Origin of the sequence: Cytobacillus sp. Bac17 (genome assembly GCF_024519925.1) — a bacterium.
Classification (GTDB): domain Bacteria; phylum Bacillota; class Bacilli; order Bacillales; family Cytobacillaceae; genus Cytobacillus; species Cytobacillus pseudoceanisediminis.
In genome coordinates this window covers 164,856-173,205 of record NZ_JALJRC010000008.1, presented here as the reverse complement: position 1 = coordinate 173,205, position 8,350 = coordinate 164,856, and the positions used below count along the sequence as shown (strand labels likewise).

The following is an 8,350-nucleotide window of genomic DNA, read 5'->3' as shown; positions in this document are numbered from 1 at the left end:
CATTGTATTACTTCTATTTTAAAATAAAAAAGACTGCAGACAAGCACGATTTTCATCGAGTTTGTCGACAGTCTGACAGGCTGCCCTCTAAAAGGCAGCCTGTTTTTTATTAGTAGCGTCTTCTTCGGTTTCTAAGGAACGCCGGGGTATCAAGTGACTCTTCTTGCGGGTCAGCCTGCACCCGGTAATCTTCCTGAACCGGTTCCCTTTGTTCTCTAACCGGCCGGCGATTGCTTGGTTCTTCTGCATACTGATATGTATGGGCATAGTCTCTCTCTGCTGATGGTTTTGAACTAGGTTTGGCACGTAATTCCTCTTGCTCGTTAAAGCCGGTCGCAATAACCGTAACAAGTATTTCTTCCTTTAGGGAATCATTGATGACCGAGCCAAAAATCATATTCACTTCCTCGTCTGAAGCGGAAGCGACGATATCTGCAGCCTCTTGCACTTCATATAAGCTGATATTAGCACCGCCTGTAATATTCATGATGACGCCGCGGGCTCCATTAATGGAAGTTTCTAATAAAGGACTTGATATTGCTTTACGGGCTGCTTCAGCCGCACGGTCTTCCCCTGTGGCAATTCCAATCCCCATCAAGGCTGTTCCTTTATGGGACATAACTGTTTTAACATCGGCAAAATCGAGATTGATTAAACCAGGAACGGCAATCAAATCAGAAATACCCTGAACACCCTGGCGGAGGACATTATCCGCTTCCATAAACGCTTCAAGCATAGGTGTTTTCTTATCAATAATCTCTAATAAGCGATCATTTGGAATAATAATTAGCGTATCGACTGCTTTTTTCATTGCCTCAATGCCTGCATCCGCATTGGCTGCACGCTTGCGGCCCTCGAACTTGAAGGGGCGGGTTACCACACCAATTGTCAGAGCGCCTACTTCACGGGCAATGCGTGCAATGGCAGGAGCAGCACCAGTTCCAGTTCCGCCGCCCATTCCGGCAGTAACGAATACCATGTCAGCACCCTTCAATACTTCACGAAGCTGGCTTTCACTTTCTTCAGCCGCCTTCCTGCCTACATCAGGATTTGCCCCTGCTCCCAGGCCCCTCGTTAAGGTAGCACCGATTTGCATGGTTACTTCTGCCTTTGATTGATTTAGAGCTTGTCCATCTGTATTAACAGCAATAAACTCTACTCCCTCAACTCCATGTTCAATCATCCTGTTTACAGCGTTGTTTCCCCCGCCTCCGACACCGATGACTTTGATCGTAGCATATTGGTCTATATTTGTATCAAACTCCAGCATTGCGGCTCCTCCTTTAATTCAAATAGACTTGCATGATTGCTTTAAAAAAGAGAGTAACCCTTTAAAGGTTTACTCTCTTCTATTGTAAAGGCCTATATGAAAGAATTCGAGTGATTTATCTATTTTTTGGGGCAATTTTCTTAAAATTCCGGTGGTAAATATTACTATAAAAAAACACCCCCAGCTTAGCCAGGGGTGCTGATGTTTTTATTAGAACTTTCTTTCCGAAACTTCGATCCGATTGATTGCACGCTGAAGTGCAAGCTCTGCACGGCGAAAATCAATGTTTTCACGCTTCTGCTCATTCAGGCGCTGTTCAGCACGCTGTTTCGCACGAACGGCACGCTCTACATCAATTTCTTCTGCCTGCTCAGCAGATTGCGCTAATATCGTTACCTGCTCCGGACGAACTTCCAGGAATCCGCCGCTGACTGCGACGAAATCAGTTTTTCCGCCGTTTTTTAAACGAACGGCTCCAATTTGTAACGGTGCAACCATTGGAATGTGTCCAGGTAAAATTCCAAGCTCACCGCTTTGAGCTTTTGTGCTTACCATTTCCACATCTGATTCATACACCGGGCCATCGGGAGTAACAACACTGACTTTAATCGTCTTCATTTTTTACCCTCCTGGTCCAGAATTAGACCTCTACGCCCATTTTCTTAGCACTCTCGATAACTTCTTCGATTCGGCCGACAAGTCGGAATGCATCTTCTGGCAGGTGGTCATACTTTCCTTCAAGAATATCTTTGAAACCTTTAACAGTTTCTTTAACCGGTACGTATGAACCTGGCTGGCCAGTAAACTGCTCAGCAACGTGGAAGTTTTGTGATAAGAAGAACTGGATACGGCGTGCACGTGCTACGACTAGCTTATCTTCATCAGAAAGCTCGTCCATACCAAGAATCGCAATGATATCCTGAAGTTCTCTGTAACGCTGTAATGTCTGCTGCACCTGGCGTGCAACTGAGTAGTGCTCTTCGCCAACAATTTCCGGTGACAATGCACGGGAAGTGGAAGCGAGCGGATCCACCGCTGGGTAGATACCCATCTCAGAAAGCTTACGCTCAAGGTTAGTTGTTGCATCTAAGTGGGCGAAAGTTGTAGCCGGAGCCGGATCCGTATAGTCATCGGCTGGTACGTAAATCGCCTGGATGGAAGTAACAGAACCTACGTTAGTAGATGTGATACGTTCCTGTAATTTACCCATTTCAGTTGCAAGTGTCGGCTGGTAACCAACGGCAGATGGCATACGGCCTAATAGGGCAGATACCTCTGAACCTGCCTGTGTGAAACGGAAGATGTTATCCATGAAGAAAAGAACGTCCTGTCCCTGGTCATCACGGAAGAATTCTGCCATTGTCAAACCTGTCAGGGCAACACGCATACGCGCTCCTGGCGGCTCGTTCATCTGACCGAATACCATCGCTGTTTTCTTGATAACGCCTGAATCTGTCATTTCATGATAAAGGTCATTACCTTCACGAGTACGCTCACCTACACCGGCAAATACGGAAATACCGCCGTGCTCCTGAGCGATGTTATTGATCAATTCCTGGATTAATACGGTTTTACCTACACCGGCACCACCGAACAGACCGATCTTACCACCTTTAATGTATGGAGCAAGAAGGTCTACTACCTTAATTCCAGTTTCAAGAATTTCTACTTCAGTAGAAAGCTGCTCAAACTTAGGAGCCTCTCTGTGGATAGAATCACGACGGGCATCTGCAGGGATTGCAGGATCTAAGTCGATTGATTCACCAAGTACGTTGAATACACGTCCAAGTGTTACATCACCTACTGGTACAGAGATTGAAGCACCCGTGTCAACAACTTCACTTCCGCGCTGTAAGCCGTCAGTAGAAGACATTGCAATGGTACGGACTGTATCATCACCTAAATGAAGGGCAACTTCAAGGGTTAAGTTGATGTCAACTTCAGATTCGTTACGCGCAGGATTTGTAACAGTCAATGCATTATAGATCTCAGGAAGCTGGCCGCTTTCGAACTTTACGTCAACAACCGGACCCATAACTTGAAGAACGCGTCCTTTGTTCATCTTTTTCCCTCCGTTCGTTTTACATAATGGAGAGCAGGCAACAACTCACCTGCTAACTCCGCTTTTCGTTTGTCTAGCTCTGGCGCCTAGCCCATCGAGTCATAAGCCATTTCCTTCCTGAAGGATAGAACACCTTCCTGCAGGGCTCGTCTTATGCTTTTAGGGGCTGATCGAGGCGCTTCTGCTTTTCTTTATTATTCTAACGCGGCTGCTCCGCCGACGATTTCGGTAATTTCCTGCGTGATGGCTGCCTGACGTGCACGGTTGTAGCTTAAGCTTAATGAGTTAATAAGATCTTTAGCATTATCCGTTGCATTCTGCATCGCTGTCATCCTTGCAGCATGCTCACTTGCCTTACTGTCTAATAGCGCACCGTAGATTAAGCTTTCAGCGTATTGAGGCAGCAATACTTTTAAAATTTCTTCAGCGGAAGGTTCAAACTCATATGATGTAAGCTTTTTCGAGCTGGAGATATCCGTAAGCGGAAGAAGCTTCTTCTCTGTTACATCCTGTTGAATCGCGCTGACATAATGGCTGTAGTACATATATAATTCATCAAATGTTTCATCAGCAAACATGCCAACTGTTTTGCTGGCAATATCTTTGATTTCAGCAAATGCTGGCTGGTCTGCAACGGCAACGATATCCAGAATGACGTTCATATTGCGCTTTTTGAAAAAGTCGCGGCCAACACGTCCGATCGCAATGATTGCATACTCATCAGGTGATTTATGGCGCTTTTGAATCGTCTGGTAGACATTTCGCAATACGTTACTGTTATAAGCTCCCGCAAGTCCGCGGTCAGACGTGATTACCAGGTAACCAGTTTTCTTGACAGGGCGGCTGGTCAGCATTGGATGTGATACATCTTTGCTTCCCAAAGCGATGGATGCCGTAACTTCCTGGATTTTCTCCATGTAAGGCACGAATGACTTTGCATTCATTTCTGCCTTATTCATTTTCGCAGCTGATACCATCTGCATTGCTTTTGTAATTTGACTCGTTTTCTTCGTAGAAGTAATACGATTTTTTATATCGCGTAATGATGCCACAGGTTCTCACCACCCTTATTCAGATTAGGCCAGCTGCAGCGCCTAACCCCTCGAGGTCATAAGCCAATCCCTTCCGGAAGTAAAGAACACCTTCCTGCAGGGCTAGTCTTATGCTTGTCGGGGCTGACCAAGGCGCTTCCGCTTTTTATTGTTTGTCAGAACCGAATTGAGGTGCTTAGATGGGGAGCACTTCCCCATCCGGGCAATCTCGATTATTCGGATACTGCGAAAGTTTTCTTAAAGTCGTTAATCGCAGATGCCATATCGTCATCAGAAGGAAGTTCTTTAGTAGCCACGATATGGTCTAACAAATCTTTGCGGTTATGGTCTAACCATGAAAGGAATTCAGATTCGAAACGACGAATATCCTGTACAGGAATGTCATCTAAGAAGCCGCGAGTTAGAGCGTAAAGGATTGCAACCTGCTTCTCAACTTTTAACGGCTTGTTAAGATCCTGCTTTAGAACCTCTACTGTACGGGCACCACGGTTAAGTTTAGCCTGTGTTGCTTTATCAAGGTCAGAACCGAACTGGGCAAATGATTCAAGTTCACGGTATGAAGCAAGGTCAAGACGCAGTGTACCTGCAACCTTTTTCATTGCTTTGATCTGTGCAGATCCACCTACACGTGATACAGAAAGACCTGCGTTGATCGCCGGACGTACACCGGAGAAGAATAGGTCTGACTGAAGGAAAATTTGTCCGTCAGTGATTGAGATAACGTTTGTTGGAATATAAGCAGATACGTCCCCTGCTTGTGTTTCGATAAATGGAAGCGCAGTGATTGAACCTGCACCTTTCGCATCGCTTAGCTTCGCAGCGCGCTCAAGCAAGCGGCTGTGCAAGTAGAATACGTCCCCTGGATATGCTTCACGGCCTGGAGGACGGCGCAATAGCAATGAAAGCTCACGGTAAGCAGAAGCTTGCTTTGTTAAGTCATCATACACAACAAGAACGTGCTTCCCGTTGTACATGAACTCTTCACCCATAGTTACACCAGCGTAAGGAGCTAAGTATAGCAATGGAGCAGGCTGTGATGCAGATGCTGTTACAACAATTGTGTAATCTAAGGCACCTTGCTTACGAAGCGTTTCTACTGCATTACGAACAGTAGATTCTTTTTGTCCGATTGCTACATAGATACATACCATATCCTGATCTTTTTGGTTCAGGATTGTATCAATTGCAACAGATGTTTTACCTGTTTGACGGTCACCGATGATTAACTCACGCTGTCCGCGGCCGATTGGCACAAGAGCGTCAATCGCCTTGATGCCTGTCTGAAGCGGCTCGTGTACAGATTTACGATCCATAACACCTGGTGCCGGGCTTTCAATTGGACGTGATTTTGTTGTGTTGATTGGTCCCATGCCATCTACTGGCTGTCCAAGAGGGTTTACTACGCGGCCGATTAGTTCTTCACCAACCGGTACCTCCATGATGCGGCCCGTACGGCGTACTTCATCGCCTTCACGGATTTCTGTAAATGGTCCTAAAATGATAATACCGACGTTATTTTCTTCAAGGTTTTGTGCCATACCCATAACGCCGTTTGAAAATTCAACAAGTTCTCCAGCCATGACATTGTCGAGGCCATGAGCACGAGCGATACCGTCACCAACAGAGATAACCGTACCTACATCACTCACTTGAATTTCCGACTGATAGTTTTCGATTTGCTTTTTTATCAGCGCACTGATTTCTTCAGCATTGATGCTCATGAGTTTCACCCCTATCTACGAATCTTAGCCTAATAATTGACGTTCAAGACGCTCAAGCTTCCCGCGCAAGCTGCCGTCGAAAATCCGGTTTCCGATTCGAAGCTTGATGCCGCCGAGCAAGTTAGTATCAACTATATTGTCAATACGAAGTGATTTTTTTCCAACCTTAGCTGCAAATGACACAGATAATGCTTCCTTCTCTGCTTCAGTCAGCGGACGAACAGTGTATACTTTCGCATCCGCAATCCCTTTTTTGTCATTCGCAAGGCTTATAAAATGATCTGCCACATCAGAGATATGATCTTCGCGGTGGCGTTCAATTAGTATCATTAACGTATTTAATACAAACGTGTTCACAGATGCAAATGCGTCTTTTAAAATCTCTTTTTTCTTCTCAATTGAAAGCTTTGGAGATTTCAATACAGACTTTAAATCTGAGTTATTAGTTACTACTTCTTTCACTGCACGAAGCTCTTCTTCCATTTGGTCAAGAAGCTGGTGTTCATTCGCAAGCTGGAAAAGAGCCAACGCGTAGCGCTTTGCTACTGTGGAGCCCGTCATCGCTTTTCTCCTGCCTCTTGAATGTATTCATTGATCAGCTTTTCTTGATCAGCTGCGCTTAATTCCTTCTCAATAACCTTGGAAGCAATTAGGACAGACAATGAAGCGACCTGCTCGCGGATAGCGGCAACCGCCTGTTCTTTCTGCTGCTCGATTTCAAGCTTAGCAGATTCCTTAATGCGTTCAGACTCAGTGCGGGCAGCCGCAATGATTTCCTCACGCTGCACGTCGCCTTGTTTCTTCGCATTTTCGATAAGGCCCTGTGCTTCTGTACGTGCTTCTTTTAAAAGATTTCTTTGCTCTTCTAAAAGTTTTTTTGCTTCTGTACGGCTTTCTTCTGCCGCTTGGATTTCACTGGCAATGTGCTCTTCACGCTGCTGCATAATGCCCATTAAAGGACCCCACGCGAATTTTTTCAGCAATGCCAACAAGATGATGAACATGATCAGCTGGTACAAAATGTCCCCGCCGTTAAAACCGCCGCCTGCAGCGCCTAATACTAGACTGTTTGTTAACACCCTCGATTCACTCCCTTCAAGAGTTGTTCCACTTATGAAACGGAGTCATATGCATGATTCCGAATTAGTTTTAAGGTAAAAAAACATAAAGGAATGGCGAAGGTTCATAGAATGATCTTCGCCATTTAGAACGATTGGTACAGTATTAATTAACCGCCGATAACCATGAACGCGATAACAACGCCGATGATCGGAACAGCCTCTACTAACGCAACCCCGATGAACATTGTAGTTTGAAGCATACCGCGAGCTTCTGGCTGGCGAGCCATACCTTCAACTGTTTTTGATACGATAAGACCGTTACCGATACCGGCACCTAGTGCTGCTAAACCGATTGCAATTGCTGCTGCTAAAAGACCCATTATTGAGTTCCTCCTTAAATTGTATGAAAATTTATTTGTTTAAAATGTTTTGTCCATGAAATGAACAGGTATATATTAATGGTCATGGCTCACTTTGTGTGCCATATAAACCATTGTTAACATACAGAAAATGAATGCCTGGATAGATCCGACAAAGATTGAGAATCCTTGCCATACAAGTGTCGGCAGGATTGCTGCAAGCATTCCGCCTACACCGGCGTGAGCCAGTCCTCCGACAAGCAATGTCAGCAGGATTTCACCTGCATAGATATTACCGTAAAGACGAAGTCCCAACGTCAGAGTGTTTGCAAACTCTTCAATGATTTTCAATGGGAACAAGAAAGGCATTGGCCTGATAAAATCCCGGCCGTATTCTCCTACTCCTTTAAGCTTTACGCCATAGTAATGCGAAAGCCCAACAACCATTGCCGCTAATGTTAATGTGATAACAGGATCGGCTGTCGGCGATTTCCACCATAAAGTGTGATCATAAGTGATTGCGAACGGAAGTCCGAGCATGTTTGAAACAAAGATATACATGATCAGGGTTAATCCAAGGATGTGGAATCTTCCGCCTGTCTTCCAGTCCATCGTGCTGTTAATGATATTCTTAACAAAATCCATAATCCATTCGAAGAAATTTTGCATCCCCGTTGGTTTCATGGCCAATCGACGGGTTGAAAGCAAAGCAATAATGAAAACAATAGCACTTGCCACTGTAATCATCAGTACGTTTGATAAGTTAAAATTCAATCCTAAAAAGTCCACTATAGGAGCTTCATGATGCAATAGTGTTCACCTCTC

General features: G+C 45.0%; 9 protein-coding genes. All 9 read right to left on the bottom strand.

The features are described from left to right. Positions 1-109: 109 nt before the first annotated feature. The 9 genes from ftsZ to atpB all read right to left on the bottom strand — a co-directional run bounded on the left by ftsZ (position 110) and on the right by atpB (position 8,335). Complete coding sequence (gene ftsZ / locus NR125_RS12715) at positions 110-1,270, bottom strand: cell division protein FtsZ (RefSeq protein ID WP_009332208.1); 1,161 nt, start codon at positions 1,268-1,270, stop codon at positions 110-112. Positions 1,271-1,480: 210 nt separating this feature from the next. After that, on the bottom strand, positions 1,481-1,888 hold the full coding sequence (locus NR125_RS12710) for a F0F1 ATP synthase subunit epsilon (RefSeq protein ID WP_009332209.1): 408 nt from the start codon (positions 1,886-1,888) through the stop codon (positions 1,481-1,483). Between the two features lie 22 nt (positions 1,889-1,910). After that, positions 1,911-3,332, bottom strand: a complete 1,422-nt coding sequence (gene atpD / locus NR125_RS12705; protein ID WP_009332211.1) for a F0F1 ATP synthase subunit beta — start codon at positions 3,330-3,332, stop codon at positions 1,911-1,913. Between the two features lie 194 nt (positions 3,333-3,526). Further along, the gene (locus NR125_RS12700; RefSeq protein ID WP_009332212.1) at positions 3,527-4,384 is read right to left on the bottom strand and encodes a F0F1 ATP synthase subunit gamma; all 858 of its coding nucleotides are present in this window, start codon (positions 4,382-4,384) and stop codon (positions 3,527-3,529) included. Between the two features lie 212 nt (positions 4,385-4,596). Further along, positions 4,597-6,105, bottom strand: coding sequence for a F0F1 ATP synthase subunit alpha (atpA, locus tag NR125_RS12695; RefSeq protein ID WP_009332214.1), 1,509 nt, complete (start codon positions 6,103-6,105; stop codon positions 4,597-4,599). A gap of 24 nt (positions 6,106-6,129) precedes the next feature. Further along, positions 6,130-6,666: a F0F1 ATP synthase subunit delta gene (locus tag NR125_RS12690; RefSeq protein ID WP_019380612.1), complete on the bottom strand. Its 537-nt coding sequence runs from the start codon at positions 6,664-6,666 to the stop codon at positions 6,130-6,132. Next, positions 6,663-7,184, bottom strand: coding sequence for a F0F1 ATP synthase subunit B (locus tag NR125_RS12685; protein WP_009332218.1), 522 nt, complete (start codon positions 7,182-7,184; stop codon positions 6,663-6,665). Before NR125_RS12685 ends, NR125_RS12690 begins: the two co-directional genes overlap by 4 nt. Before the next feature lie 149 nt (positions 7,185-7,333). Then, positions 7,334-7,546 (bottom strand): F0F1 ATP synthase subunit C, encoded by a 213-nt coding sequence (gene atpE, locus NR125_RS12680; RefSeq protein WP_009332220.1) that lies wholly within the window; start codon positions 7,544-7,546, stop codon positions 7,334-7,336. Between the two features lie 75 nt (positions 7,547-7,621). Then, positions 7,622-8,335 carry a F0F1 ATP synthase subunit A gene (gene atpB, locus NR125_RS12675; protein ID WP_009332222.1) on the bottom strand — a complete coding sequence of 238 codons (714 nt, stop codon included), beginning with the start codon at positions 8,333-8,335 and terminating at the stop codon, positions 7,622-7,624. Between the last annotated feature and the right edge of the window lie 15 nt (positions 8,336-8,350).

Bases quoted from the DNA above. Each gene is read 5' to 3' on its own strand.
- ftsZ (WP_009332208.1), bottom strand. From the start codon at position 1,270: ATGCTGGAGTTTGATACAAATATAGACCAATATGCTACGATCAAAGTC.
- NR125_RS12710 (WP_009332209.1), bottom strand. From the start codon at position 1,888: ATGAAGACGATTAAAGTCAGTGTTGTTACTCCCGATGGCCCGGTGTAT.
- atpD (WP_009332211.1), bottom strand. From the start codon at position 3,332: ATGAACAAAGGACGCGTTCTTCAAGTTATGGGTCCGGTTGTTGACGTA.
- atpA (WP_009332214.1), bottom strand. From the start codon at position 6,105: ATGAGCATCAATGCTGAAGAAATCAGTGCGCTGATAAAAAAGCAAATC.
- NR125_RS12690 (WP_019380612.1), bottom strand. From the start codon at position 6,666: ATGACGGGCTCCACAGTAGCAAAGCGCTACGCGTTGGCTCTTTTCCAG.
- atpE (WP_009332220.1), bottom strand. From the start codon at position 7,546: ATGGGTCTTTTAGCAGCAGCAATTGCAATCGGTTTAGCAGCACTAGGT.